The sequence below is a fragment of the Sulfitobacter sp. genome (assembly GCF_036960155.1).
Lineage (GTDB): Bacteria > Pseudomonadota > Alphaproteobacteria > Rhodobacterales > Rhodobacteraceae > Sulfitobacter.
This window is the reverse complement of the sequence record NZ_JBALWB010000006.1, coordinates 100,980-127,696: the sequence shown is the minus strand read 5'-3', so window position 1 is coordinate 127,696 and position 26,717 is coordinate 100,980. Positions and strand designations below refer to the sequence as shown.

27 protein-coding genes and 3 pseudogenes are annotated in these 26,717 nt (G+C 52.4%); 16 read left to right on the top strand and 14 right to left on the bottom strand.

Annotated elements, in window-relative coordinates; genetic code table 11:
* Positions 1–86: 86 nt before the first annotated feature.
* Together V7775_RS14595 and V7775_RS14590 are read left to right on the top strand one after the other, a co-directional pair.
* Positions 87–1,244: a kynureninase gene (locus V7775_RS14595; RefSeq protein ID WP_335752645.1), complete on the top strand. Its 1,158-nt coding sequence runs from the start codon at positions 87–89 to the stop codon at positions 1,242–1,244.
* Positions 1,245–1,265: 21 nt separating this feature from the next.
* Positions 1,266–2,000 carry an SDR family NAD(P)-dependent oxidoreductase gene (locus V7775_RS14590; RefSeq protein ID WP_335752644.1) on the top strand — a complete coding sequence of 245 codons (735 nt, stop codon included), beginning with the start codon at positions 1,266–1,268 and terminating at the stop codon, positions 1,998–2,000.
* Here the strand turns inward: V7775_RS14590 and V7775_RS14585 are convergent.
* Positions 1,997–2,755 (bottom strand): N-acyl homoserine lactonase family protein, encoded by a 759-nt coding sequence (locus tag V7775_RS14585; RefSeq protein WP_335752643.1) that lies wholly within the window; start codon positions 2,753–2,755, stop codon positions 1,997–1,999. The two genes, V7775_RS14590 and V7775_RS14585, sit on opposite strands and share 4 nt — an antisense overlap.
* A gap of 40 nt (positions 2,756–2,795) precedes the next feature.
* Here V7775_RS14585 and V7775_RS14580 point away from each other — a divergent pair, with 40 nt between their 5' ends.
* Positions 2,796–3,920, top strand: coding sequence for a pyridoxal phosphate-dependent aminotransferase (locus tag V7775_RS14580; RefSeq protein ID WP_335752642.1), 1,125 nt, complete (start codon positions 2,796–2,798; stop codon positions 3,918–3,920).
* Positions 3,921–4,068: 148 nt separating this feature from the next.
* Here the strand turns inward: V7775_RS14580 and V7775_RS14575 are convergent, their stop codons facing one another.
* From V7775_RS14575 to V7775_RS14530, 11 genes and pseudogenes are all read right to left on the bottom strand, one after another.
* The gene (locus V7775_RS14575; protein WP_335752641.1) at positions 4,069–4,386 is read right to left on the bottom strand and encodes an SDR family oxidoreductase; all 318 of its coding nucleotides are present in this window, start codon (positions 4,384–4,386) and stop codon (positions 4,069–4,071) included.
* Between the two features lie 117 nt (positions 4,387–4,503).
* A pseudogene (locus V7775_RS14570) lies at positions 4,504–5,111 on the bottom strand (ABC transporter ATP-binding protein); the annotation flags it as partial.
* Positions 5,112–5,121: 10 nt separating this feature from the next.
* On the bottom strand, positions 5,122–5,424 hold the full coding sequence (locus V7775_RS14565) for a hypothetical protein (RefSeq protein ID WP_443070127.1): 303 nt from the start codon (positions 5,422–5,424) through the stop codon (positions 5,122–5,124).
* A gap of 161 nt (positions 5,425–5,585) precedes the next feature.
* The gene (locus V7775_RS14560) at positions 5,586–5,945 is read right to left on the bottom strand and encodes a hypothetical protein (RefSeq protein WP_335752640.1); all 360 of its coding nucleotides are present in this window, start codon (positions 5,943–5,945) and stop codon (positions 5,586–5,588) included.
* A gap of 1,296 nt (positions 5,946–7,241) precedes the next feature.
* On the bottom strand, positions 7,242–8,051 hold the full coding sequence (locus V7775_RS14555) for an NAD-dependent epimerase/dehydratase family protein (protein WP_335752639.1): 810 nt from the start codon (positions 8,049–8,051) through the stop codon (positions 7,242–7,244).
* Positions 8,039–8,935, bottom strand: coding sequence for a hypothetical protein (locus V7775_RS14550; protein ID WP_335752638.1), 897 nt, complete (start codon positions 8,933–8,935; stop codon positions 8,039–8,041). The genes V7775_RS14555 and V7775_RS14550 overlap by 13 nt, the downstream gene beginning before the upstream one ends.
* A 55-nt stretch (positions 8,936–8,990) precedes the next feature.
* Positions 8,991–9,989 carry a substrate-binding domain-containing protein gene (locus V7775_RS14545; protein WP_335752637.1) on the bottom strand — a complete coding sequence of 333 codons (999 nt, stop codon included), beginning with the start codon at positions 9,987–9,989 and terminating at the stop codon, positions 8,991–8,993.
* Between the two features lie 53 nt (positions 9,990–10,042).
* A complete protein-coding gene (locus V7775_RS14540) occupies positions 10,043–10,978 on the bottom strand; it encodes an ABC transporter permease (RefSeq protein WP_335752636.1) in 936 nt (311 codons plus the stop codon).
* A 76-nt stretch (positions 10,979–11,054) separates the two neighbouring features.
* Positions 11,055–11,747: pseudogene (locus tag V7775_RS24785) on the bottom strand (ATP-binding cassette domain-containing protein); the annotation flags it as partial.
* Positions 11,748–12,065: 318 nt separating this feature from the next.
* Positions 12,066–12,599: pseudogene (locus V7775_RS24780) on the bottom strand (ATP-binding cassette domain-containing protein); the annotation flags it as partial.
* Between the two features lie 174 nt (positions 12,600–12,773).
* The gene (locus V7775_RS14530) at positions 12,774–13,427 is read right to left on the bottom strand and encodes a GntR family transcriptional regulator (protein WP_335752634.1); all 654 of its coding nucleotides are present in this window, start codon (positions 13,425–13,427) and stop codon (positions 12,774–12,776) included.
* 103 nt (positions 13,428–13,530) lie between these two features.
* Between V7775_RS14530 and V7775_RS14525 the strand changes: the two genes are divergently transcribed.
* The 13 genes from V7775_RS14525 to V7775_RS14465 all read left to right on the top strand — a co-directional run bounded on the left by V7775_RS14525 (position 13,531) and on the right by V7775_RS14465 (position 24,127).
* The gene (locus tag V7775_RS14525; RefSeq protein WP_335752633.1) at positions 13,531–14,394 is read left to right on the top strand and encodes an SMP-30/gluconolactonase/LRE family protein; all 864 of its coding nucleotides are present in this window, start codon (positions 13,531–13,533) and stop codon (positions 14,392–14,394) included.
* A 23-nt stretch (positions 14,395–14,417) separates the two neighbouring features.
* A complete protein-coding gene (locus tag V7775_RS14520; protein WP_335752632.1) occupies positions 14,418–15,452 on the top strand; it encodes a sugar ABC transporter substrate-binding protein in 1,035 nt (344 codons plus the stop codon).
* Positions 15,453–15,536: 84 nt separating this feature from the next.
* The gene (locus tag V7775_RS14515) at positions 15,537–17,063 is read left to right on the top strand and encodes a sugar ABC transporter ATP-binding protein (RefSeq protein WP_335752631.1); all 1,527 of its coding nucleotides are present in this window, start codon (positions 15,537–15,539) and stop codon (positions 17,061–17,063) included.
* Positions 17,060–18,043: an ABC transporter permease gene (locus tag V7775_RS14510; RefSeq protein WP_335752630.1), complete on the top strand. Its 984-nt coding sequence runs from the start codon at positions 17,060–17,062 to the stop codon at positions 18,041–18,043. Before V7775_RS14515 ends, V7775_RS14510 begins: the two co-directional genes overlap by 4 nt.
* Before the next feature lies 1 nt (position 18,044).
* Positions 18,045–18,833, top strand: a complete 789-nt coding sequence (locus tag V7775_RS14505; RefSeq protein ID WP_335752629.1) for an SDR family NAD(P)-dependent oxidoreductase — start codon at positions 18,045–18,047, stop codon at positions 18,831–18,833.
* Between the two features lie 24 nt (positions 18,834–18,857).
* Positions 18,858–19,355, top strand: coding sequence for a lactoylglutathione lyase family protein (locus tag V7775_RS14500; RefSeq protein WP_335752628.1), 498 nt, complete (start codon positions 18,858–18,860; stop codon positions 19,353–19,355).
* Positions 19,345–20,376, top strand: coding sequence for a C-terminal binding protein (locus V7775_RS14495; protein ID WP_335752627.1), 1,032 nt, complete (start codon positions 19,345–19,347; stop codon positions 20,374–20,376). Before V7775_RS14500 ends, V7775_RS14495 begins: the two co-directional genes overlap by 11 nt.
* A gap of 12 nt (positions 20,377–20,388) precedes the next feature.
* Positions 20,389–21,078 carry an RraA family protein gene (locus V7775_RS14490; RefSeq protein WP_335752626.1) on the top strand — a complete coding sequence of 230 codons (690 nt, stop codon included), beginning with the start codon at positions 20,389–20,391 and terminating at the stop codon, positions 21,076–21,078.
* A complete protein-coding gene (locus tag V7775_RS14485) occupies positions 21,059–21,976 on the top strand; it encodes a 2-dehydro-3-deoxygalactonokinase (protein ID WP_335752625.1) in 918 nt (305 codons plus the stop codon). Before V7775_RS14490 ends, V7775_RS14485 begins: the two co-directional genes overlap by 20 nt.
* A complete protein-coding gene (locus tag V7775_RS14480) occupies positions 21,973–22,605 on the top strand; it encodes a 2-dehydro-3-deoxy-6-phosphogalactonate aldolase (RefSeq protein ID WP_335752624.1) in 633 nt (210 codons plus the stop codon). The genes V7775_RS14485 and V7775_RS14480 overlap by 4 nt, the downstream gene beginning before the upstream one ends.
* Entirely contained in the window at positions 22,602–23,306 is a 705-nt protein-coding gene (locus V7775_RS14475) for an SDR family NAD(P)-dependent oxidoreductase (protein WP_335752623.1), read from the top strand. Before V7775_RS14480 ends, V7775_RS14475 begins: the two co-directional genes overlap by 4 nt.
* 13 nt (positions 23,307–23,319) lie before the next feature.
* Entirely contained in the window at positions 23,320–23,844 is a 525-nt protein-coding gene (locus V7775_RS14470) for a 2,4'-dihydroxyacetophenone dioxygenase family protein (protein ID WP_335752622.1), read from the top strand.
* 10 nt (positions 23,845–23,854) lie between these two features.
* The gene (locus V7775_RS14465; protein ID WP_335752621.1) at positions 23,855–24,127 is read left to right on the top strand and encodes a methylglyoxal synthase; all 273 of its coding nucleotides are present in this window, start codon (positions 23,855–23,857) and stop codon (positions 24,125–24,127) included.
* 116 nt (positions 24,128–24,243) lie between these two features.
* Here the strand turns inward: V7775_RS14465 and V7775_RS14460 are convergent, their stop codons facing one another.
* A complete protein-coding gene (locus V7775_RS14460) occupies positions 24,244–25,389 on the bottom strand; it encodes an alpha-hydroxy acid oxidase (RefSeq protein WP_335752620.1) in 1,146 nt (381 codons plus the stop codon).
* A 34-nt stretch (positions 25,390–25,423) separates the two neighbouring features.
* Positions 25,424–26,707: a TRAP transporter large permease gene (locus V7775_RS14455; RefSeq protein ID WP_335752619.1), complete on the bottom strand. Its 1,284-nt coding sequence runs from the start codon at positions 26,705–26,707 to the stop codon at positions 25,424–25,426.
* Positions 26,708–26,717: the final 10 nt, after the last annotated feature.

Below are 26,717 nucleotides of genomic sequence, written 5' to 3'. Positions count from 1 at the left end.
TTCATGTGTATAAATTCATGTCGCAAAAAGCATCCAAAACACAAGAAACCGTAGGTTCAGGTCTTTTTCGGAAGGGTCGGTTCGACATGTCAGAACAGCTTGTTTACTTGGATGGTAATTCCCTTGGTCCATTGCCAAGCGACGTGCCGGCAAGGTTGGCCGATGTCGTGCAGCGTGAGTGGGGCGGTTCGCTTGTACGCGGCTGGTCCAATGAGGGCTGGTTTGACCTGCCGAACGATGTCGCGCGCAAGTTGGAACCGTTGATTGGGGCGGAGCCGCAGTCCGTCATCGTCGGGGACTCAACCTCGATCGCATTGTTTAAAGCGCTCGGTGCCGCGTTGAAGCTGGCAGGAAAGCGCCGGTGTATTTTGTCTGACTCGGGCAACTTTCCTACCGACCTTTATGTCGCAGAAGGAATCGCGAAGCTGATCGAAGACGGTTTCCATGTGAAAGCGCTCGCTACCGATGTGGTTGAAGCGGCAATCGGCAATGACGTTGCGGTGCTTATGTTGACCGAAGTCGATTACCGCACAGGCCTTCGCCGCGACATGAAAAAAGTCACTGCAATGGCACATGCCTCCGGTGCATTTGTTATTTGGGATCTGTCGCATTCTGCTGGCGCTTTTCCAATCAACTTGGCAGATTGCAACGCAGACTTTGCAGTGGGCTGTGGGTACAAATTCTTAAATGGTGGCCCGGGCGCGCCTGCTTATCTCTATATTTCGCCGCGTCATAGCGATGCCGTGACACCGGTCATCTCGGGCTGGATGGGTCACTCGGATCCGTTTGCTTTTGATTCAGCGTTCACCGCAGCGCGTGGCGTCCAAAAGATGCAGACTGGCACGCCTTCAATCCTTGCTCTTACCGCGCTCAACACAGCCTTGGAACTTTTTGACGATGTAGACATGACTGCATTGTATGAACGTGCTCAACAGCTCGGTGACATGTTCATTGCAGAGGTCGAGAAGTGGTGTCCGGATCTCGTGTTGGCATCTCCACGCGATGCCACTGTGCGCGGCAGCATGGTATCGTTCCGTCACCCAGAAGGGTACGCGATCATGCAGGCTTTGATTGACCAAAATGTCATCGGAGACTTCCGTGCGCCAGACATTTTGCGATTTGGCATCACGCCGCTTTACTTAGCTGAAGCAGATTTCGTTAAGGCGGCCGAAGCTTTGGAAAAGGTGCTGAATGAAAAACTCTGGGACGACGAACGTTTCCGCGTGCGCGGCGCGGTAACCTAAGTCTCTGGAAGGGAATTCAAAATGGTTCAACGTATTGCAGTGGTCACTGGCGCAGCCGGAGGAATGGGTCGCGCGATAGTCGACGCCCTGCTTAGGGATAACGTCAAATGCTATGGCTTCGACATAGCCCGCGATGGTTTGAAAGAAATGGAAGGAACCCTCGGTTCGGAGTTTGTCGGCATGGAGGTCGACCTGACGAACCCAGAGCAAATCCTATCCGCATTCAGTACAATCGAGGCCGCTGAAGGTGGCGTTGATATTTTGGTAAACAACGCGGGCACCTGCTTTATGTCCGACTTCCCTGATGTTCCTGTGGCAGAATTTGAACTTCAGATGAAGATCAATTTTGATGCGGCGTTTCATTGTTCTCAGGCTGCAATGAAGCTAATGAAAGGGCGCCCTGGTGTCCGCAAGATCGTCAACATCTCGTCCAATGGTGCCTATAATTTCGAGTCCTTTGATCCACCGCACTACCGCGCCAGTAAGGCCGCGATGGACAGCCTGACCAAACATTTGGCGCGTACTTTTGCGCGTGACAAGATCTCTGTCAATTCGATCGCGCCTGCAATGACACAAACGCCTTTGTTTGATGTTCTAAGCGAAGACGTCCTCGCCGAGGCGGTCGCAAAGATGCCGCACGGGCACGCGATGCAGCCCACTGAAATCGCTGAATGGGTGCGCTTTTTGGTGTCTCCCGCTGGAGACGTTTCCAGCGGGAACATTATCATTTTAAACCAGGGTCGTGATGTTCATTAGGAATAAAATTCCGGTGTTTTGCGCAACGTGGGCCATTGATCAGGGGAGTGTCCAAAAATGACAAATGCCTCAGTTTCTTTGGCCCGATCCATCAGTCGCACAAAGTTTTTGTGTGCGAGCTCTTCGTCCCAAGAACCACCAAAGCCGTCATCGATTTCTGAGGGCCGTGAAATAGCGTCACTGGTCAACAGAACAGGGCCGGTTTCGGGCAAATCAAGTTCAATCGAGATTTGGCCCGGCGCATGTCCTGGTGTTTGCAGGATACGGAAGCCCGGCCCAATTTCTGTATCTTCATCCAAAAGAAGATACTCGCGATCAGGCCATTCCAGCGGCTGGGCATCTCCCCAGTACAATGGCTTATCAAGTGCGCGTTCGGCACGTGACATCAAGATTGGGCAATCTGGGAAATCAGCAAGGCCGCCGACGTGGTCGATGTGTGTGTGGGTCATGATCAGCAGATCAATGTCCGATACATCTACGCTGCTCAACGCCAATTGCTCTTTGGGGAAGTTGACCGGGTCAAGCTTCAGGATATCGCCAAACTTATCCATACCATCTTCAACAGAGGAGCCATGCGGATCTGCAGCGTATTTACGGTGATATCCCGTATCCACTAGGATCTTTTGTCCCGCACTTGTGTGGATCAAAAACCCACAAATCCCGATGATACGACCATTGGCATGAACTTGGAACAAACCAAAGTCCAAGACATGTAGTTCTGTTGGTGATCCCTTTATATAACTAACTGTTTTCATTTGCTTTTCTCCTTATAACGTCATCAACCATAGGTGCGCCATGAAAGTCAAGATACATACCCTTTTCGAGTATTTGCTCGAAACTACCGAAGCAGAACCCGAAGCAATTGTCGGGTATTCCCTGTCCCAATCCCCCAAGCTTGGCGAGTTTATGGACGACCTCGATCCAGAGCTCTTGCTGGATTGGAACAGTATTGATTTCCGCGGCCTTCCAGCGCTGCGCGGGCACATCTTGCGTGAAGCAGGGCTTGATGGTCTTTGTGAGCCAAGCGACGTGTTTGTGACCGCCGGTACGGCAGAAGCGAACTATTTGGCGATGATGCAGCTGCTAGAACCCGAAGATGAAGTTGTCATCGAAACGCCCGGCTGGCCACAGACTGGTGTGATTTCGAAAGCGATCGGCTGCACACAACGCTATGTTGAACGCAAAGAAGCTGACGACTGGATCTTCCCAATGGATCAACTGGAAAAAGTCATCAACAAAAACACGAAAATGATCTTCGTGACAAACCCGAACAACCCGACGGGGCAACGGTTTTCGACTGCGGAGCTTCAACAGCTGGTCGATTACGCCCGCAGCGTGGATGCGTGGCTGGTCGTTGACGAAGTTTATGCCGGACTTGAATGGGAAGGCGGCCCACGTGCACCATCTGTTGCTGGCATGTATGACAAAGGGATCACGACCGGTAGCGTATCTAAGGCGCTTGGCCTTCAGGGGCTACGGTGCGGTTGGTTGATTTGTAAAGACAAAGACCTGATCATGGATGCGATCATTTTGCGCGAAAACTCGAGCGAGTTGATGAACGTGATGGGCGAAGCGATTGCTGAAATCGCCATGCGTCCAGAGCGTTACGAGGCATCAATGGTCAAGGCGCGTGCAGACGGGCTCGCCAACCTTGAGGTGCTGGACACGTTTGTGAAAGGTCATCCACGCCTGTCCTGGGTCCGCCCGAAGGCAGGATTGATCGGATTGGCGAAGCTTAGCGATGGAATCAACAGTGCCGATTTTGCGCGCAAGCTGCTCGCGGCCCCCTACAAGACGTTCTTGATGCCGGGCATCGCGTATGATCAGCCAAACCATATCCGTATCGGGTGTGGTGGCGGCGCAGAAGTGAAGCTTGATGTAGGCCTCGCCCGCCTTGGCGACTTGCTGTCGAAGTGGTAGGGCGCACATAGTAAGACACCCCAGACCACGTACGATGGTCTGGGGAACCGATATGTGACGAAGAATAAGTTGCATCCACCCGTGCCTGCATATGACCTTGTTTCTTGGCGTGGCATTATGACGTGGCGGGTGGATTGCGTTTTGATGCTTAGTTGGCTTCTGTCTGAAGACCGGGTCGCACGCCAAGCCCCATCGACGCATCAATAACCGCGCCGTGCATGACCTGTACAAGATTCGTTGCTAGGAAATGGACCAGGCTGGCGGTGTCTGCGGACTTGATAAGACGCCCTTTGGGGAGACGTTTTTCAAATGCCACGCGTTCTTGTGGCGTCATTTTTGACAAGGTGCTGGCCTGAAACATTGGCGTGTCCGTCGCACCGGGGCAAACGGCAAAGACGTTGACGGGACTGTGTACGGCTTCCGCTGCCAACTGACGGGTCAGAAAGGCGACTGCCGCTTTGCTCATAGCCAATATCAGCAACTTCAAGTGCAGACGCAGCGTTTTGCTCGACTATAAGAACCGCCAAACCAATTTCGGCGACATCGCCGATTTTTTCAAAATATCTTCGACCGAACCTTGGGCAAGCAGGCAGAACGTGTGACCCTTTTCGACGTTAAGGCGGCGTACTGCTGTGATGATTGTTTTTAAAAGCGTGCGGTTTACGCCTGCGCCGACCTCGTCAAGAAACACGAGGCGTGGATCGACCATCATCGTACGGCCAAGCTCAAGCAGCTTTTTCTGTCCACCAGACAGATTCCATGCGAGTTCATCCGCAACGTGGGTAATCTCTAGAAAATCCAGGACTCCGTCCGCTTTGTCGCGCAAGGTACGTTCTTGGTTGCGAATGCGGCCGGGGCGACCATGCCTCAAAGTAGGTTTCACCGTCTTGACCACCAGGCACCACCATAAGGTTTCCTCGAAAGGTCAGCGTGGAAAATTCTTGTGCTATTTGGAACGTCCGCAATATCCCTTTGCCAAAGAGCTGATTTGGAGAACATCCAGTAATGTCTTCACCATCCAAAAGTACCCGCCCTTGGCTTGTGGTAACCCGCGATGACATTCAACAACGTGGTTTTGTCCGCGCCGCTAGGGCCGATCAATCCAGTAATGACACCTTTGCGCAGACCTAGCGATACATCATCAATTGCTCGCACGCCGCCAAAGTTTTTGCAGAGGTGTTGAACGCTCAAATTCCCTTTGTCACGATTTGTCACAGCCAAACGACCTTTTAATCTTGGGAAGGGGAAGGGTGCGGAGCGTTTTAAAAGCACCATCATGGCTTTCGAACTCACGGAACGTGCCTGCGGGCTCACCGTTGCCGATCAGTTCAACAGCCGATCCACCAACGTAGTCGATGTCGCCGCCTTCCGCGAGGATTTGCAAACCTTTGGCAAGTTCACTCGGGTAGATCAATTTACCCGGAGCATTTATGACATCTATGACGCTGCTCGCGTAACCAACCAACTTCAACTTCGCGCGCACCAATTGCAGAAAGCGCATCATTAATGAGCCCGCTGACTATATTGGACCCATCCGAAAGCAGGAATGCGATGTTGAGCTTGATGCACATGGCTATCAAAAATCCAAAAACCGTGCAGCGAAAAGTCGAACACATCATTTCTGTTCCGACTTCGAGGGCCTTGAGCCTTTTAGCATGGGTAGATTCAAACGTTCAAACAACGGAATACTTCGTAAAAATCATTGGCCATCATAAACAATAACAAGAGACCGACTAGGTAAAACCAATAGATCATTCCCGAATAGATGGACGTTAGTATTGATAGAACAAGCGCCTCTGGGATCGATATGACATCCGGGCGCACAACAGCCACGAGGATCCAATCTACCTTGGCGTTCTTAGCTACACCTTGCATCAAAGCGCTGAAATACGTGGCAGTCAATTGAAGAACACATACGATCAAGAGATAGGCCAGGAAGATCGCCCTGAATGCAATGGAAAACGTTTCTGCTTTGCGCAGCCAACCGCCGTCCCCAAGCACCTCAAGATCTCTTAAACTGAGCAATGAGGTTCGTTCATCTTTCCAAAATTACAGGAACTGCGTCACAACAATCAAGAACAGCGGGAGCAAAACTAACCCTTTGTTGGTCCAACTTGGCGCCCCAAAAACCGCTTGTTTATTGAGGCCGGTCTCGGGATTGTAGGTGACATGATGAGCGTCCATATTGTAGGCCAGAAAACCGAGCGTTACAGCACCCGCAAAATTCTATGACCGGTATGTCAAAGGGCGATCGGTAGCTAAAAAGTGCCTCCGACGTTCTTGCTAAATTGAAACGTTGAATCGGACCAATGGTGTTTCTACCGACCGTGGCCGAAGCTTCCATTTCTTGAGGACTCGGTTGATCGTTGTCTCCATTTTTCTTCCGTTCGCGTCTCTTGGCAGTCAAACACGGTTGCGCGGCACTCAGGCCTGCCTGCCATTCGCTTGTTGCTTGAGGATCATCGCATCCAAAAAACCTTGCCAACCACCGAATATTGTCGGTGCTGATCCCTTTCTCGTTGTCTTGAAACCAAAGCTGGACGGTCCGCAGATCGACACCAGAACCGTTGGCATCAATACGCGTAATCGCCTCCGCAAGAAGATCAGCTGTCCGCGGGCCTTTGGGAAACCCATCTTTCTGTGGAGTTAGAAAATACTTTCTATTCTTTATCAAATACCTACATTCTTTCGTTGCATTCTATTTCGTAAGTTTTCGATACTCTATCGTGCCTTTGCTTGAGGACTCTGTGCAACTGGAAGGTGCGACTGGTCTGAGAACGAGCGGTATTCTTCTTAGGTCTTTGAATTTAAACCTCTATCTGAGGGAATGAAGTATCGACAGATACGAACAGAACTCTGCCCAATCCAACAATGATTGGGGTAAAAAATAGACTGGAGGCACAGCCAACTAAGCGCATCTTGGATCGACAATCGCGGGACGTGATTGGTTGGCTCTATGAATAGAACACCGGAGAATTAGTACCGATGTGGAAGCAGGGACGGTGCGACGATGTCATTATTGACTAGCGTGCCGACTTCGGTTCGTTCGGGTAGAAACGGAATTGGTTGGTTTACGTTGGGCAGGGTGGTGAAGACGTTTACCGCTGGTCACTTGAGAAGCAGTGGGAGGCCAATCTGGTTCCCATAGTAGTGATGGCGTGCACCGCACAAACATCGGTGTGGCGATCATAGCGATTGTTAAAAACGGATTGAACATCACCAAGGTATCCCTACACGCAAACCGTTCTTATTTAATTCTGCCGGTAGCCCTGACGTTTGGTCGTACCCGATGAGCGCTTGTGAAATAGGCCCGTTCAAGCCCTACCAAGTCGGAAAACGCTTCTCGAAATAGCGCGGCAATGAGAAGGTGAGGAACTTCTTCAGACGGGTTTGCATCCGCAACCTCAGGTTCATATTTGCGGGGCTGCCATCGCGCGGTGTGAACCCGATGACCTTTATCGTTTGTGACATATCCCAGCGCATATTTAGGTTATCAGACATGAGATTAAGAGCAGCAAACTTAACGTTTTTGGCCAGCAGTGCCGCCTTCATGCCATCAAGGAAATCACGATCACTAAGCCACATTTCTTGCCCCCAACGACCCATCGCCATGTGGACCCCTGGCTGATTATCGTGGGTCCACTGGGTCCAACCAATTCGCATGCAAATGACCGATAGATCATGATGTTCCGCGAAATATGCGCCCGTGCGTTCGCAGAACAGTTTTGACATGCCATAGGCGTTGACCGGTCCGGCAGGGGCGTCGGCATCTAGCCGATCGGTGGTGAACCGTTTGTCGCCATGTATCCAGTTGGAACTGGCCAAGACCACGCGCTTCACGCCTTTGTTGACGGCGTGATGGTACAGAGTGAGGGTCGCATCCATGTTGTTCTGGATGCTTGAGGCCCAAGATGCAGTGGGTTCGCGATCTCCGGCAAGGTGGATGATCACATCGACCCCGTCCAACAGATCGGCCCAATCAGCGCTGCCGCTTAGATCAGCTGTGTAAATGTGCGGATGAACGACAGGGCGAATATCAATACCGCTGACGTCAAATTGCGGGTCTCCTTCTAGAAAATCAAATAGCTTGCGGCCCAAATGGCCGCCTGCGCCGGTGATTAAGACATGCATTCCAAGAGTTCCTTTTTACCGGCGCTAAGGGCGATTGAATTTGTGGTTTTCGGGTCTGACCAGATCGTAAAACGTTGATCAAAGGTGATGGTTTGATGGGCGTCCAGCATTGTGGCGGGCGAATGCCATTCGGCTTCGCAATATGGATAATCCCCAGAATTAAAGATTTCCAACGGGAATGTATGCGCAAAGGTATCGCTGGGTTGTGGGGGCTGCGTTTCACATAGCATCACGGCTGTGCCCGTTTGAACTAGAGTTCGACCCTCCGGGTTGTCCAACCCGAGTTTGAACTCACCGCGGGTTTGGCAATTACAGATCAAGCCTGCAGTTTTGTGGATAAGTTGATCGCCAGCATCGCCAAAAACAGGCGTAGAAGTCAACTTTTCCCCGCCCACCGCGATGCAGGCTGGATGATCCAACATCATGACGGACCAAATGCCGGTCAAACGTGCTTGATCGCCCGTGTTGGTGATATTGTGATGGATGCTGAATTGATCCTCGTCGCCAATGCTGATTGTTCGACTGATCTGAAGGTGCGACAGGGGGCAAATGCCGCTTTGTAGAGCGATCTGATGATCATCGGATTTAAATATGGCATAGGCACCTGAATCCAGCACCGGAAACGGCGCATCGTTTGCCCATGCAGTATCAGGCGCGATCCATGTCTTCTCACCACCCCAAAGGGGGAACTTGAAATGAGGGGAGCGGGTCGGCAGAGAGGTTGGATTTTCAAGATCAGGGGCGTGACCCAACAGGTCTGTGTTCTGAAAAAACAGGGATTGCCCTTTGAATTGAACATCCCAAAGGCGCCCACCGATGCCTGGCAGGATGATCAGGGTCAGATCACCTGATTTGAGCGTTTCAAGTTTCCAAAGGTCGTCCAAGAAAGTAGCCCCTTAACGGTAAGGTCGGCACCGCCGAAACGGTGCCGATTTTGGTTTACAGATGTTTGAACTGTGCCACGTTTTCGGCGGTAATCTTCATAACACCGGTCTCCACACGCTCTGGCAGCGGATTGATGCCCGCGGCCCTCCAGTCAGGAAGGACCTTGAGCGCATCTGTGTTTTGCCAATGCATCATGTGGAACGCGAGGAAGATCTCGAGATAGGACTTTTGCGCCACCGCCCCAGTAATTGTACCGTCTTCGATGTAGGGGAGCATGTCGTCGTTACGATCCATCGCGACAATTTTGATGTCTCCGGCACGGCCAGCTTCCGTGACTGCAATGGCGGCACCTTTGCCGCTGTCACCGTCCGTGCCCCCAATACCAACGACATCCGGATGGGCTTGGATCGCTTGGGCATAGGCTGTCGGCGCATAGGACGGATCAGCACGGTCATTCACAACATCGACGACTTCGATGTCTGGATATTTCTCTGCAAAGATTTGCTTGTAGCCTTCGACGCGTTCCAACGTTGACGGGGCTGGGAAGGTGCCAAGGATGACCTTGCCTTTGCCGCCAATCGCTTGTGCGAGCATTTCGCCACCAACACGTCCGGCTTGCACGCCATTGATGCCAAGGAAGGTTGAACGCGGGCTGTCGGGAATGTCGCCAATACAGCAGGTGACGGGGATACCTGCCTCAATCGCGCGTTCTACACCCGGGGCCAAAGTTGCGGGGTCACCCGGGAAAATCAGAATGCCAGCGGGCCTGCGCGCGATCAATTCGTCAAGTTGGCGGGCTTGCGCAGCGGTATCGAAATCCAACGGACCAGTGAACGTCGCCTTGATACCCATCAGCTCTTCAAGGTCTTTCATCGCGTTGCGATAGTCCACCCAGAACGGGACCTGCGTTACGATTGACAAGAACACATATTCTTTCCCCGCACCTTGCGCCAAGGCTTGGCTGGACAGCGCCGGTAGGCCAAAGGCTGCGGCCAGTCCGGCGGTCGTGCCAGCAGTGAGTAATGAGCGCCGTTTTACATTGAAATCTTTCATTGTGGTCTCCTTTAAGGGTTTAGAGCGTCGTGTAGGTGATGAGTTGAAACTGATCAGGCGGGCTTTCCTCGGATCAGCATGTCGAGGGCGACGGCACTGACCAGAACGGTGCCGATCACAATCATTTGCCAGTAAATCGACACAGCCAGCATGGTCATCGAGTTGTTGATGAGCGCCACAAATACGACACCGAGGAATGCACCCAGAATTGTGCCCTCGCCGCCGTGCAGGGACGCGCCACCGATGACGGCTGCGGCGAGGACCTGGAGCTCAATACCATTGCCCGCGGTTGGCGTGCCGCTCATCAAACGTGATGCGAGCAGAACACCGGCAAGTGCGGCGAGCATGCCTGTCAGGACATATGCAATGATGCGGACGCGGTTGACGTGGATGCCCGATAGCATCGCGGCCTTTTCGTTTGCGCCGATGAAATAGACCTGTCGGAAGAACCGCGTGTGGCGCACTGCAAGGTCAAAGATAATGACCAAAGCCAAAACCAGAATGACAAGAACCGGGAAGCCGCTTATTGCCGTTTTGCCGATCCAGGCAAATTCTGGCGGTAGGCTCGACAGCGAAAAGCCCTCGGTCAGAACCAGCGCAATGCCACGTGTTATCGACATGGTTCCTAGTGTCGCAATCAGCGGATTGATCCCCAGTATTGTCACCAAAAACCCGTTACCAAGCCCGGCAACGGCGCCGAGCATGATGCCAAGGGTCGTCGCTATGGGGATTGAAACTCCGTCCAGCAACAACATCGCAACGACAGTTGATGAAAGCGCCATGACAGCGCCGACCGAAAGGTCAAAACCACCCGAGGCGAGCAATATGGCCATGCCAATAACGATCACTGCGTTAGGGGCCATTCCGACAGCAACTGCGCGGAAATTTGCTGCAGAAAAGAAGTATTGGTTTAGCCAAGACATCGTGATGATGATCACAACAATAAGCACGAGCAGGGTAAGTTCGCGTACGTCGACAAACGCCTTCATTATACGTCTCGCGCTGCTGAGCTGCGGTTGGGTCTCTGATTGGTTGACTGCATTCACGTCAGTGTTCCGCCTCGGATTAAGAAATTTGGGATGAGGTGACAGGAAGCCCTGCCGCCATTTGCAATAATGAATCGTCGCTTGCGTCTTTTGCCGCGACTTGCCCTGTCACTTGGCCTTCGTGGATCACCAGAATATTGGTTGCTAATGACACCAATTCCGGGAAGTCTGATGAGACGATAAGGATCGCCATGCCTTCGGCGGCGCGGCGCAACAATTCTGTGTGGATTTGGAATTTTGCACCGACATCAACGCCCTTTGTCGGCTCTTCGATGATCAATAGATCGGGGGATCGCTCAAGCCACTTGGCGAGCATTACTTTTTGCTGATTGCCACCTGACAGCGATCCGATTTGCTCGGACGGGCCTTGCGTGCGGACACTGAACGCATCGATTGCGCGTTGGCTTGCAGCAGTAATGGATCGCTTTTGCAAAAGCCCAAAAGTTGTATGTTTCTCCATGCTGGATGAGACGAGGTTTGCACTCAGCGGATCGTTCAGAAACAGGCCCTCGGTTTTTCGTTCTTCGGGAACCAACCCGACTCCGGCCCCCATTGCGGCTCGCAATGAAGTAAAGGCGACTTTGCGTCCCTTCAGCGTGATCTGTCCCGCATCTGCCCGTGTGAGGCCAGCAATACAGCGCACGATTTCACTGCGACGTGACCCTAATAGACCAGCCATTCCAAGGATCTCACCTTTGCGCAGTTCAAAACTGATGTCTTTGAAGTGCCCCGCTTGTGTCAGGCCTTCGACGCTGAGAACGACATCGCCCAAGGACGCGTTGCTGCGGATGACGTCGCCAGGATGGGCGCTGCCAATCATTTCACCGACAATCTTGCTTTGGGTTGTTTCGCTCGTGGGGCCAGAACTGATCATATGACCGTTTCGCAGCACTGAAATGCGATCTGAAATCGCGAAAACCTCGGACATGTGGTGGCTGACATAGACAATGCCGATGCCGCGTGCGGTCAGTTTGCGCAAAACTGCAAAAAGCGCATGAACTTCATCTGGCGTTAGTGCAGAGGTTGGCTCGTCAAGCAAAAGAACCTTTGAATCCAAAGACAGCGCCTTGGCGATCTCGACAATTTGGCGCGTGCTGATTGGCAGGCTATCCACAGGTGCTGTGACGTCCAGCGATAGGTCGAATTCCGCCAAGATTGCGTCAGCGCGACGATTAAGTTCGCGCCAATTTACAATGCCCATCCGAGAAGGAGCGCATCCGGCAAAGACGTTTTCGGCAATTGAAAGTGATCCTGCGAGGCTGAGTTCCTGAAACACGCAACCGATCCCCAAGTCTTGCGCACGGGCAGGGCCTTCGATTTTGACGGTAGCGCCGTCGCGCTGAATCGAGCCGAGCGTCGGATGGTGAAGCCCGTAAAGCAGCCCAAGACAGGTTGATTTGCCCGCGCCGTTTTCACCAACTAACGCATGGATTTCACCGTAATTAAGGGAGAAATCGATGTCTTTTAGGACGACGTTTGCACCAAAGGCTTTTTGAACGCCCTGCAGAGAAAGCAGGCTGCTTTCGCGTTGTGCGCTTACGGCTGTTGAATCACTTGAAACCACTTATGACATCCTCCCGGCATCAAGCTGCCGTCTGATATGTCAGATGTCAACACAAAGAAAATGAACGAAATCAATGGCTGGGCTGGTCGAGAAGGACCGCCCGAAATTCATTGAAGCCAAAGTGGATTAATTTTGAGGGGTCAGTGCCCGCGCAATCGGGCTGAGATTTTGTGGCTAGGGGAGTTCAATCGATGATGCATAGGTCTGACGTGTTCGGTCGATATGCTCCGCCAACAAGCGCTTAATCTCTGACATATCACTGCTCTGAACCGCTTTCGCTAGGCCAACATGCTCTTCGAAGGATAAATTGGTGTGCTGTGGAAGGACTGACAAATGAGTACGAAGAGCGGCAATCTTTCCGACGTAACGATCGTAACTGGCGGAAAGGTAGTCATTATCGCAGTTGCGAAAAATAGCTTGGTGGAAGGCGGTGTCGAGTGAAAGGTACTTAGCCTCGTCGCCAGACTTACGCGCCCGCGCCATGTCCGTCACAATTTGGTTCATTTCCTTTGATAGGGCCTTCTGGTTTCGGTCGAGTGCAATTTCAAACGCTGCCACTTCAATCGCCTGACGAAAGTCGCAAATCTGTCCGACTTCATGTTGCGTCAAAGTGAAAACGCGGGCGCCCTTTTGAGGCTCAATTGAGACGAGCCCCTCGTCGCGCAATTGTGCAAGCGCTTCGCGGACAGGTGATTTCGACACTCCAAGTTCGTCTGAGATTTTGCGTTCAGAGAGTGTTTGACCCATCTTCAGTTCCCCACGGACGATCCGGCCTCGCAGGTGTTCTAAAGCGAGCTCTCTAAGTGACTTGGGGCGAGTGAGCGTCATGGAGTATCCAAATCTTTCTGTTGCACGGTTCATTGTATCTGATATATCAAGCCTCGCAAGCTGGTATATCAGACACCAGTTGATTCTTGGATGGGAGGACTAGTTGACCTGCGCGAAACTCATAATTGACTGCAAAAATCAGCATGGCGAAGGCATTTTCTGGAATGCCGTCGATGGTTTGGTTTGGTGGACTGATATTGAAGGTCGCGCACTTTGGTCGTTTGACCCGGCAACATCGCAGGGCCAGTCATATCCGATGAGGGATCGGGTCTGTTGCTTTGCGCCGCGCCAATCTGGCGGGTTTATCGTGGCCTTCGCGGATCGAATTTCTTTTTTGGATTTGGACACAGGCGCTGAAGAAAAAATCTGTGATTTTGAGCCCGTTAACCAGGAGACACGAGCCAATGACGGTCGCACAGATCGGCAAGGCCGGTTTGTGGTTGGTGGCATGAACGAGAAATCTGGTGAAGCAAACTCGTCGGTTATTCGAATCGACGAAAGACTGAACGTAGAAACTTTGCTCGAGGGTGTTTCTTGTGCGAATTCTACGTGCTTCACAGCGGACGGCGCGACGATGTTTTTCGCTGATACGCCTGACCGCGAGATCCTCGCATTCGACTACGGCACTGGCCTCTCAAATCGTCGCGTGTTCGCCTCCTTTCAGGGCGAGCCAGGTTTGCCGGATGGGTCGTGCGTAGATTCTGAAGGCGGTGTTTGGAATGCGGAATGGGAAGGCAAGCGCGTTGTTCGCGTGAGCCCTGAAGGTCACATCGATACGGTCATCGATTTACCAGTTTGCAAGGCGACTTGCTGTGCATTTGGCGGGCCGGATCTCGACACTCTCTATATCACGACGTCGCGTTTGATGAGCGATGAAGCCACGCTTGAACGCGAGCCAAATTCGGGTGGGCTGTTCGCAGTCAAACCCGGCTTCAAAGGACTGCAGGACAGCCCGTTCTGCGGTTGAACGAAATGATCAGGGAGGAAAAAATGATCAACTACCTCAAATCCACAACGATCGTCGCAGCGTTGGCTGTGTCTACAACAGCAGTGCTTGCCGAAGACTATCCAACGCCGGCACCACTTGCCGACGGTGCTCAGGCGTCAATGGACACAATAACACCAACAAATGACACGTTCCGTATCGCTTACATGCCACCAGCAACGGAATTTAACTATTACATCGCAATCGGCGAAGGCATCAAAACAGTCGCGGAAGCACAAGGCGCCGAAGTCTTCATGCTGGCCCCGCAAAGCGGCGCGGACATCAATGGCCAGATGGGAATGATCCAAGATGTTCTGACACAGGACGTTGATGCGATTATCTTCGGCACCCATGATGAATTCGCGGCGGCGCCATTGATCGAGCGGGCAGTAGATCAGGGTATTGCTGTCCTGATGATCAACTCGGACATCCCGAACTTTCCAACACCTATCCACGGTGTCGTTGGCTATTCACAGCGCAACGGAACGCATAAAATCGCGGACTGGGCTATAGAAACTTACGGTGCCGAACCTGTGCGTGTTGGTATCATCGAAGGCCAGCCTGGGTATCACTCGACAGAGCGTGTTGGCGGTTTCCTTGACGGGATCGAAGGCAACGAGAACTTCGAAGTTGTTGTTTCGATCTCTGGTGGTTGGAACGTCGAAGGCGGGAACACAGCGGGCATGGATATTTTGCAGTCCCATCCTGACCTCGACGTAATCTTTGCGGCAAACGACTACATGATCATCGGTGCTTCTTTTGCAGCAAAGGCATTGGGCCGCACAGATATCGCTTTGCTTGGAAACGATGGCGATACGTCTGGGCTAGAAGAAATTGCCGCAGGAAACGTAACTGCAACGGTGAATACATCACCATATTTGATGGGGCAGGCGGCGATGCATGCAACGCTTGACGCTCTTGAGGGTACTTACGCAGGCGGCTGGATCGAGACACCGACATCCATTGAGGATCGTGATGGTGCAATTGCAGTGCTGCAAGAGCCTGAAAAGCTCTTTCCGCAACCGTCCCAAGACTACTGATCTCCTCCCTGTTTCTCGGCGGTGCGCACGTGTGCCGTCGAGGAGCGAGAGCCCCTTCTACCCCTAACCCGTGAGGCAACCATGATGAGCGATAAAACTCCTCTTTGGGAATTTGGCGACATCAGTAAGGCTTACCCTGGCGTTCTCGCAAACGACAAGGTGTGCATCAAGCTGATGAAAGGATCGATCCACGGATTGTTAGGGGAAAACGGGTGTGGCAAGTCGACGATGATCAAAACGCTCTCGGGGGTTCAACAACCCGACAGCGGAAAGATATTTCATAACGGTAAAGAGGTTCAAATTCCCGGCCCGCTTTGGGCGCGTGACTTGGGCATTGCAACAGTGTTCCAAGAATTCTCGATCGTCCCCACCTTGTCGGTCGGAGAGAACATTTTTCTAGGCAACATGCCGCGCTCTCGGTTCGGTGTTGTCGATTGGCAAAAAATTAATTCAGAGTCTGCCCGGGTCCTCAAGGAAATGGACGTTGGCATCCAGCCTGAGGCGATTACCGGCAACCTTTCAGTAGGTGAGCAACAGCTTGTCGAGATTGCCAAAGCGATCGCGATGGATGCCAGCATGATCATCCTGGACGAACCTACAGCGGCTTTAGGTGAAGACGAAATCGAGCAGTTGCACCAGCTATTGCGCGGCATGCGAGACCGTGGAGCCGCAATTCTTTATGTGTCCCACCGCCTTGATGAGGTCGAACGCATTGTTGACGAAGTTACTATCTTGCGTGGCGGGCGCGTGGTTAGCGCGGCAGGCGAGACCGAAATCAATGTCAGCGAGATAGTCAGCGCAATGGTCGGGGGTGATGTCGGCGAACATTATCCCAAAGACGACAACGCGACCAACGAGGTGGTCCTGCGCGCAAATTGTTTGAGCACCAAGTCGGGGGTCAAAGATGTCACGTTCGAATTGAGGCGTGGCGAGGTTCTCGGACTTGGCGGTGTTCTGGGCAGTGGTCGAACCGAAATTGCGCGCGCGCTGTTTGGGGTTGATAGGTTGACCGACGGATCGATTGAAATTGATGGACGCCCCGTGAGGTTCCGCAACGAGATGGAGGCCATCAGGGCTGGCATGGCCTTGGTTCCGGAAAACCGCAAAACTGACGGGCTCTTTTTCAATTTCAGGGCCAGTGGGAACATCACGGCTGCGTCTCTCGCGGAAATTACGAAATCAGGCCTTCTTGATTTGGCCGCCGAAGAGAATGGCACCGAACGTCTTATGCAAGAGCTGGAAATCTCCGCTCAGGCGGAATCCAAGACCGTGAACTTCCTGTCCGGAGGCAACCAGCAAAAGATCGTTATCGCCCGCTGGCTATTTTCAGATTCCCGCATTTTGATTTTTGATGAACCGACACAGGGCATCGATATCGGCGCTAAAATCGCCGTTTACAAATTGATGAATGCACTCACCAAAGCTGGAAAATCGATTGTCTTGATTAGTTCGGATCATGACGAGTTGCTTGCGATGAGCGACCGTGTCGCGATCGTCCAACATGGAGCGGTCAATAAGGTCGTGGCCGCAAAAGAACTGTCGCATGACGACCTTGTGCGCGCATCGGCAGATCAATTCCAACAGGCATCCAAGGAGCATTTAGTCGCATGAAACGAATTTTTGACGCTCAGTTGATTGGCCCGTTTGCGGCAATGGTCATCGTCGCCCTGATTGTTTCCCTGACGACCGACAGGTTCCTTAACCCTGGCAACTTATCAAACCTGTTCTTGCAGGTGAGTATTGTGGCCTTGATCGCCATCGGTTCAACAGTCGTGATATTCGCTGCAGGGATCGATCTAAGCGCAGGTTCAATGGTCGCATTGTTGACGATGATACTGGCGCAGATGCTCAAGTTCGTTGGGCTGCCTTTGATGATGGCACTGCCGCTGATCTTGATCGTGGGAGGATTATTGGGCCTCTGTCTGGGGTTTATCACGTCGTATGGGCGAATACCGTCCTTTATCACAACACTTGCCGCCCTCATCGCATTCCGCGGACTTGCACTGACCTTCAATAATGGCTCACCGATCTTTTCGCTAGATCCCGGTCTGGAGCCAATCTTCTACGGCAAACTGGCAGGAATTCCTCTTCCTTTCTTTTATCTACTTTTCTTCTACGCGTTGGCTGCATTTACGATGAATTTCACCAAACTCGGGCGCGAGATCTATGCCGTTGGTGGCAATCCATCCGCCGCAGTCCTGACGGGCATTAATGTTCGTAAGGTGCAGGCCATTACATTTGCTATTGCTGGGTTCATGACTGCTGTCGGTGCCGTTTTGATGTCTGCCCGACTGAATTCCGGATCGCCCAACTATGGACAGACACTTGAACTGCAAGCCATCGCGGCGGCAGTCGTAGGTGGGGCCAGCCTTGCTGGTGGTAGGGGCAACATTCTTGCGACCTTCATGGGCGCGATGACAATTGTGATCGTCCAAAACGGCCTCAATCTGAACGCCGCGCCGTCTTCGGTTCAGAACATCGTTTTGGGCCTGATCATTCTGCTGGCTGTGGGGATTGATATGTGGCGCGTCGAGCTGTCGGCGATGTTGTCCTACATCTTTGGCAAGAACACTTCAGAGAAAAGAGGGTAATATGGATCTCGGATTGAAAGACAAACTTGTTCTGGTGACCGGTTCCGCATCGGGCATAGGCAAGGCCACCGCGACGGCCTTCCTTGAAGAAGGCGCAAAGGTCATCGTTCACGGCCTAACGCAAGAAGAAGTCGACACCTGCGTCGCGGAGCTGTCGTCCTTGGGTAATGTCGTCGGCAAGGCAGGTGACCTGACAGATCCTGTTCAAGTCATTGATTTGTGCAATTTTGCGCAAAGCCAAGGTGACGTTGATGTTCTCGTCAACAATGTCGGCATTTTTTCCGTCAAAGCCTTCGAGGATCTGACGGATGCTGATTGGATGCTCTATTTCGATATAAATGTGATGAGTGCTGTGCGCATGTCTCGGGTTTTTCTGCCCGCAATGCTCAAACGGGGTACGGGATCCATTGTAAACCTTGCCAGCGAAGCCGGCGTCAAACCGCTTCCGCAGATGATCCATTATTCTGTGACCAAGACTGCAATGCTCGGTTTGACCCGCGGGATGGCCGAGACAACAAAAGGAACCGGGGTTCGGGTGAACTCTGTTTTACCAGGACCCACGTGGACCGAAGGTGTCGCGGCCTATTTTGATGGGCTCGCTGCCCAACGGGGCGAACCGCTCAAAGAAACGGTTGAAAACTACTTTAAATCAGACGAGCCGACCTCGCTGATCCAGCGATTTGTTCGGGCCGACGAAGTCGCCCGAACAATCGTCACCGTTGCGGCCAATCAGGCCATGAACGGCGGCGCGCACAAAGTCGAAGGCGGTATCATCCGCAGCATTCTTTAATCCAACAAACAAAGGAGCCTATTCATGGCTGCACTTTCATTCTCACACATAGGCATCACAGTTCCTGACTTGGAAAAGGCAGTTGAGTTCTACTCAAAAGCCTTCGGGTTATACGTGCTCATGGAACCAACAGAAATCCAACACGACGACAGCGCCATTGGCGAAATGTGTGACGACGTGTTTGGTGAGGGATGGGGCTCATTCCGCATTGCGCATTTGTCGATGGCAGATGGAATTGGAATCGAACTGTTCGAATTCAAGACTACTGTCGAAGAAGAGCGCCCGTTCGAATACTGGCGCCGTGGCCTGTTTCACTTCTGCGTGCAGGACGATGATTTGGAAGGCCGAATCAAGATCATCGAAGAACTTGGCGGCAAGCAGCGTATGCAGCAGGTGCGCAAGTATTATCCGGGCGAAAAGCCTTATCGCATGGTCTATATGGAAGACCCGTTTGGCAATATTTTTGAACTCTACAGCCACTCCTACGAACTAACGTATTCGGCAGGCGCTTATGCTGAGTAACAAGATTGGCCCACCACGGGCAGATCGTCCCAAGGTCGTAATCACAGATTACGATTTTGGGGACGTGGATGTTGAGCGCGCCATTCTTGAAGCGGCCGGTGCAGAGATCATCGCTCTGCAAAGTAAAAGCGAAGATGACCTCCTCGTTGCCGCTGCTGATTGTGCTGCGATGATCAACCAATATGCGCGGATCGGAGCCCAGACGATTGGCGCGATGGGAAAATGCGAAGTTATTGCGAGGTACGGGGTAGGGGTCGATATTGTCGATGTGGAAACCGCGACAAACAAAGGCATTCTGGTAACGAACGTGCTGGATTATTGCACCGAAGAAGTGGCCGATCATGCAATCGCGATTTGGCTTACGCTGGCCCGCAAGTTGCCTGATTATGATCGCGCGACGCACAAAGGTATTTGGAAATGGCAAAGTGGCCAACCAGTTAATCGGCTGCGTGGTCGGACGATGGGCGTTGTTTCTTTCGGCAAGATTGGACAGGCGATTGCATCACGGGCGCAAGCCTTCGGAGTAGATGTCATTGCCTTTGATCCGTTCCTACCTGCAGAGGTAGCTGCTCAACACAATGCTGAACTGGTTTCAAAGGCGGATTTGCTTGCGCGTTCTGACTACATCTTGATGCAAGCGCCGATGACAGCGGAGACAAAACACTTTTTGTCTGACGCTGAATTCGCGGCCATGAAACCCGGTGCAATTCTGGTCAATACGGGTCGCGGACCAACCGTCGATAACAAGGCGCTGTACCGCGCTTTGACCGACGGACATCTTGCATCTGCTGGCTTGGATGATCCTGAAGAGGAACCTGCAAAACGCGCCAGTTGGACGCCGGATGACAACCCGATCTTCACATTACCAAGCGTCATCGTGACACCGCACGCTGCCTATTATTCGGAAGAATCCATCATGGCGGCGCGTGTCACAGCAGCAACCCAAGTGGCCAAAGTCTTGACCGGCGTAGCGCCAGATTATCCCGTCAATGCAGATGCATTGGCCAAAACAAAATCCTAACAGGAGGTAAAAATGCCAGAAGCCCTAAATGATCTAAAAGTGTTTAACGATTTTGAGCGCAACCCAGACCTTCTCGCGAGGTTCGACAAAGTTGTCCGAGCTTACTCTGCCGCCGCTATTTTTGCCGATGTGCAGTACCGCACGGGCGTCATGGACAGCGGCATCAAGCCAGCGTTTCGTGCCAAAATCACCGGGCAAGCCGTAACGGTTCAACTGTCCAAAGGCGATTTGGTTGATCCGCTTCGCGCGCTTGAAATGAGCCAGCCAAACGACGTGATTGTTGTCGATGCAGGTGGTGATCTGAACACATCTGTTTGCGGTGGCCTTATGGGCGGCTTGGCTCAGAACCGGGGTATCCGCGGCATGATCGTTGACGGGGCAGGGCGCGACACGGATGAGCTGGAAGACATCAACTGGCCGATCTGGACCCGCGCAATTACTCCGCGCGGAACGCACACGATGTTCTCGGGTCGCAAAGAAGAACTGTCGATCAATGTGCCAATTGCCTGTGGCGGTGTTGTGGTAAATCCTGGTGATTTTGTTGTGGCCGACCTTATGGGCGTTGTTGTTATTCCTTTGGGCATTGCTGAAGGGGTCGTGAAACTGGCCCAAGAACAAGCCGACCGCGAAGAAGAAACGCGTAAATGGGTTGCCCAAGGCAAAACAATCGAGGATTTGTTGAATGAATTCGGTCGCATCTGAGCCCGCACTCATAGGTATCGACTGGGGCACATCTTCGCTCCGCGCCTTTCTTATTGGCGCGGGCGGGGAGGTCTTGGAACATGTATCCAAACCTTTGGGTATTATGCACGTCAAGGATGGAGACTTTGAAGGGTCATTCAAAGATTTGATAGGGCCCTGGCAACAGGCCCCTGGTCTGCCCATTATTGCGTCTGGAATGATCACCAGTCGAAATGGATGGGTCGAGACGCCCTATGTTTCAGTGCCCTCGGGCGTTCAGCAACTCGCTGATGCGCTTGTCACTCATAAGACCTCGGACGGGACGACAGTAACATTTGTCACTGGAATGGCCGCCGATCACAATGGTGCGCCCGACGTAATGCGCGGTGAAGAGACGCAGATCATCGGTGCGTCTGCTTTGGGTATGTCCGATTGTGTTTTCGTAATGCCGGGCACTCACAGCAAGTGGATCACTGTGCGCAGCAACCAGATCGAAGACTATTCAACCTTCATGACAGGTGAGGTCTTCGCAGCCTTAAGTAAGCACACAATTCTAGGAACTTTGATGGAAGAGGCGCCATTTCAAGAGGTCGCGTTTCGCAAAGGATGCGCCGCGGGTTTGGCGGAGGGTAGCAACCTTTTGCACGATTTGTTTGGTGTCCGAACCCTGCCGCTTTTTAACAAAATCTCAGGGAAAATGGTTAAGGACTACCTTTCCGGCTTGCTGATCGGTGCCGAAATAAAAGGCGCGGATGTGGCTCAGATTAAAGGACCCGTCACAATTATTGGACGCGACGATTTGGCGGACCGCTACGAAATCGCGTTGTGCATTGCAGGCTTGAAGACCAATCGCGCACCTGACGATATCGTCGCTAAAGGCCACTTTATGATCGCACAAGCAGCGGGGATTTTATCATGACATTGTTTGACAGGGCACTGGCGGCAAACCCGCTAATCGCGATTTTGCGCGGGCTGGAGCCAGATCGCGCACTTGATGTGGCTGGGGTATTGGTGGACGCAGGGTTTCGCATAATCGAAGTGCCTCTGAACTCACCCGATGCGCTAAGGTCTATTGAACGGATCGCCATGAAGTTTGGCGATAGCGTTATCGTTGGTGCAGGCACCGTCTTGACTGAGAATGATGTGTCAGCAGTGCGCGATGCTGGCGGGCAGATCATCGTTGCTCCTAATATGAATCCGAAGGTTGGTGCACAGGCAACTTCTCTGGATATGAAATGGTGTCCCGGTGTTCTTACGCCGACGGAAGCATTTGCAGCGTTGGAATTGGGTGCAGCGGTCCTCAAGATATTTCCAGCCGAGATGGCCCCGCCAAAGGCAATTTCTGCGATGCGCGCGGTCCTACCCAAAGACGCGCTCGTTGCTGTCGTCGGCGGCATAACGCCAGAAACAATGGGCGAATACCGCATGGCAGGTGCAGACAGTTTCGGACTTGGATCTGCGCTATTTAGACCATCATATGACATGTTAGAGCTTAAGGCGCGTTCTAAGGCGTTCGTCAGTGAGTTCGAAAAAGGGAAAAATCAATGACACAGACTGTCGTCGTGACGGGTGGCACCAGCGGTATCGGGGCGGGTGTGGCACAAGTCCTGAACATCGCTGGTTATCACGTTATTGCCGCAACAGTTTCGCAAGACGAAATTGATCGGTTTGAAGGCGCTCCCGAAATCGAGACCTGCCTGATGGATGTCACAGATGGTGCATCAGTCGATGCGTTGTTCAACAAGCTAGACAGTCTTTCTGGGCTGGTGAATTGCGCAGGGATTCTGGTGCGCGAAAAGGAATACGACATCGATGTGTTTCAAAAGGTCATTGATGTGAATCTGACAGGAACGATGCGCTGCTGCCTTGCCGCGCAGCCACTACTGGCAAAATCCGGTGGCGCGATCGTGAACATGGCGTCAATGCTCAGCACATTCGGGGGGCCATTGGTGCCTGCTTATTCAGCATCCAAGGGTGGGGTGGCGCAGTTGACCAAATCACTTGCTGGTAGATGGGCGGCTGATGGTATTCGCGTCAATGCAGTTGCCCCGGGTTGGATCGAAACCGAGATGACCCAAGGTCTGCGTGACGCACCCGAACGTGAAACCGCTATTTTTAACCGCACACCTCTAAATCGCTGGGGTAAAACCAGCGAAGTTGGTGCCTTGGTAAAATGGCTGCTTTCTGACGAAGCAAGTTTTGTAACCGCGTCCGTTTATCCCGTCGATGGCGGATACCTGGCAATGTAAAATGGAGGCCATCATGGTCGATAAAAGCAACTACGACGAACGCACGCCATATCAATTGCCTTTTCCGAAAGAGGCACAAACCGAGATCGTTATCCCTGACGCAATCCCCGACGACGAACGCCTTTGGGTACCGCAGGCCGAGAACGTTTGGTTTCGCCCGCTATGTCTAAATCGATCACAAGGGTACTGGATGAACATTCTGCGGGTCCGCAAATCCGGCGTGTTGTCACGGCATCGCCACCCTCAACCCGTACATGGGTTTGTTCTGAAAGGCCGCTGGAGCTATCTTGAGCATGATTGGACGGCTGAGGAAGGTGGCTATGTCTATGAACCGCCCGGCGAGACCCACACATTAGTGGTGCCTGAGGGCGTCGAGGAAATGATGACTTATTTTCAGGTCAATGGCGTCATGTGTTATGTTGACCCCTGGGGCGAAGTCCTCGGATACGAGGACGTGTTTACTAAGATCGACCTTTGCAAAAAGCATTTTGAAGAGGTCGGATTAGGGGCAGATTTTGTCGATCAGTTCATCCGCTAAAAAGTAACGTGTGGCCCATGTGGCCCACGACGCATGCAAATCTCTACTGGTGGATTGGGTGGGCGTGAATATTGATGCGTTTCGGTCTGCTAACATCTATTCCAAGGTAACGACCGGAGGTCGACTTTCGGATGCGATGCCGGATTTGAGCATTGTTGCATTGAAAAGTGGGCAATTGGGGGGAGATCAGCAAATCGGTGCAATGATCTGTGAAGAGGGGCTTGATGCGCTGATCTTCTTTGTCGATCCGTTGTCACCCATGCCGCATGACGTAGACGTCTAGGCACTGACACGACTGGCAACAGTCTATGACCTTCCAATGGTCCGCAGTGTTGGAACAGTAAATTTGATTACTGATGCGATTAGGGGCCACTGGATATAGGCGCACCGCTCGCGAGGTCAGTCGTTCGACAAAAGGTAATGAGGCAATTGGTCGATTTTCTCGACACCAAGCTGGCTCATGTTGGCCTCGATGTCCGCCTTTAGAATGTGCACGAGGTGATCGATGCCGCGTGCACCGAATGCTGCAACAGCGAACTGAAAGGCGCGGCCAACCATGACGAAATCTGCGCCCTTAGCCAATGCACGCATGACGTCCATTCCCCAAGCCACACCAGAATCGTAGATGAGTGGAACGTTTGGACCGACGGCTTTGCGGATTTTTGGCAGTTGATCGATGACGGCAGGAGCAGCTTCGAATTGACGCCCCGAATGGTTGGAAACCCAGATACAATCCACACCTTCAGCGACCATTCGTGTGGCGTCTTCTGGCCGGAGGACGCCTTTGACAACCAGATTGCCATCCCATTCCTGACGCAGCTCTTGCAGATATTTCCAGTCTGGGATTCCTCGGATCAACGCGCCAGCATGTGTAAAGCTTTCCCGACCCCTTTGAGGAATATAATCGTCAAAAAACCGCATCCTTGGCATGATGCCTTCCCGCAGATGGGCAATACACCACGAAGGACATTTCACCATCTCCGTTATGGTCCGAAGATCCGCCTTTGGAGGTACTGTCAGATTGGCGCGTCTTTGGCGTTCGCGTCTGCTCTCTTGGGGTACGTCAACGGTAATGATGAGCGTATGAAAACCTGCGGCTTTGATCCGCAGCAACATTTTTCTGCGCAACTCGGCGGACTTTACAGGATAGTGCTGAAACCACCCATTGTTGCCGATGTGGGGTGCGACATCTTCCGGCGAAGCGACCGCAACACTTGAGAGCGAAAACGGAATGTTGTGCCTAACAGCTGCTTGCGCGAGCATACGTTCTGCACCAGCCCACATCATGCCAGACATGCCAACGGGAGCAATTCCGAACGGCAGATCATATTTCTGACCGAGCAACGTGGTTTGAAGATCCGCTTTGGTACGGCCACACAGAACGTGGGGCATGAATCCAATCGCGTCTAGAGCGTCACGATTTGTCTTCAGGCCAAGCTCCCTACCAGTCGCGCTATCGAGGTATTCGAAGGCGAACTTAGGAATGCGTGCGCGCGCGGCTTTCCGCAAGTCTTCGATTGATGGGTGAGACAAGTCGAGATCCATCCGGGTACTCCAATTTTGTTGCAAATCGCATTGGTTAATAAAGAGACGGCAAAGCCAATGAAATCGCTGGCACGTAGGTGATCAGCATCAACAGAACAAGCATGCCGACGAAGAACGGTAAGATCGCCTTGCTCAACTGTTCGATGGAAACGCCAGAAATGCTGCTTGCGACAAACAGATTTACACCGAGTGGCGGCGTGCAAAACCCAATGGCCAAATTGACCGTGAGGATGACACCAAAAGCGATGGGATCGACACCCAACGCCGTCGCAACAGGTAGCAGGATGGGCGTCATGATAATGATCGATGAAATCGTTTCCATGAACATCCCAATCACCAACAACAAAAGATTGATAAGTAACAAAATGATGATTGGATTGTCAGACAGGCTGGTGATGGAGGCTGATAATTCAGCGGGGATGCGAGCCAAAGTGATCAATCGTCCAAAGGCAGTCGCCATGATGACCAGAACGAGAATAGTTCCGCTTGTTTTTGCACTGCCTGCCAGTACATTTGGAAGATCGCGCAAGCTGATATCACCATAAACGAATATTCCAATTATAGCCGCATAAACAACCGCAACTGCGCCTGCCTCAGTCGGTGTAAATGCACCACTGTAAATTCCACCCAAGATGATCACTGGCACAAAAAGCGCCCAAATGGACTCTCGGAAACTCTTCCAGACGCCAACGGTCGAAAACTCAGTCGTGGATTCCTGTACTTCGGTATCTTTACGCAACAGTAGACGTGCAACAAACATGAACATGACCGCGAACAGCACGCCGGGAATGATGCCAGCAAGAAACAGTTTTCCGATCGAAACTTCGGCGGTTACACCATAGATGATGAACGGAATGCTGGGCGGGATCATCACCCCGATCATGCCGGAAGATGCGGTCAATGCACCGCTGAAACGCCGAGAGTAACCGACTTTCTCCATTTCCGGGATCATGTTCGATCCGATGGCCGCAACGGTTGCGGGCGACGATCCCGATATTGCGGCGAAGAACACACACGCCAAAACGTTCACATAAGCCAGACCACTATGGATATGGCCAATCAGGGCATTGGCGAAACTGACCAAACGGCGTGACATGCCGCCGTGCTGCATCAGATCCCCGGCCAGAATGAACAACGGAACTGCGATCAATGGAAAGGAGTCCGCGCCAGTGACGACCGAGCGGGCCAACAACACCATAGGCGGTGTCCCATCAACGAACAGCATTGCAATCATCGTCGCAAGCCCAAGACAGATACCAATAGGAACGCTCATGAGGAGCAAGACAAACAGTGAAATGAATATTGTTGCAGCTAGCATTTTGTTCGCT